The organism is Roseateles sp. GW823-FHT07B05 (assembly GCF_058794515.1).
The window spans coordinates 126-678 of the sequence record NZ_JBXAGX010000044.1 but is presented as its reverse complement, the minus strand read 5'-3'; the positions used below and the strand labels follow the sequence as shown (position 1 = coordinate 678).

The 553-nt window shown below is 75.8% G+C and carries 1 pseudogene; it reads right to left on the bottom strand.

The features are described 5' to 3' along the window. Window positions 1-553 (bottom strand): annotated as a pseudogene (locus tag AC1Q7O_RS27575) (hypothetical protein); the annotation flags it as partial.

Sequence of the window (553 nt, the reverse complement as noted above, 5' to 3'; positions counted from 1 at the left end):
GCGCTGCTGCCGCTGCTGGTGACGCCCGCGCCGGTCAGGCTGGTGGCGCCCGCCCCGGTCAGCGTCGCCGTCAGCGCCTGGCCGGCCTGCGCCGTCGTCACGCCCGTGCCGTTGAAGCTCACGCCCAGCGCGTTGGCATCCCGCACGCTGGCCGCGCCCGTGGTCGTCACGCTCACCGCCTGCTGGAAGTCGTTGCCCGCGTTGGCCAGCGTCACCGCCGCCGCCTGCGCGTTGATGGCCGTCGTGCCGGTCACCGTCACGTCGCCGCTCTGCGTCACCGCGCCCGTGCTGCCCAGCGTCAGGCCGCCCGTCACCGTGCTGGCGCCCAGGCTGGTTGCGCCGGTGCTGCTGATGCCCAGCGCGCCGCTGCTGCCGCTGCTGGTCACGCCCGCCCCGGTGAGGTCGGTGGCGCCGCTGTTGCTCAGCGTGGCCGTCAGCGCGCCGCCGGCCTGGGCCGTGGCGCCGCTGGTGTTGGTGAAGCTCACGCCCAGCGCGTTGGCATCCCGCACGCTGGCCGCGCCCGTGGTCGTCACGCTCACCGCCTGCTGGAAGT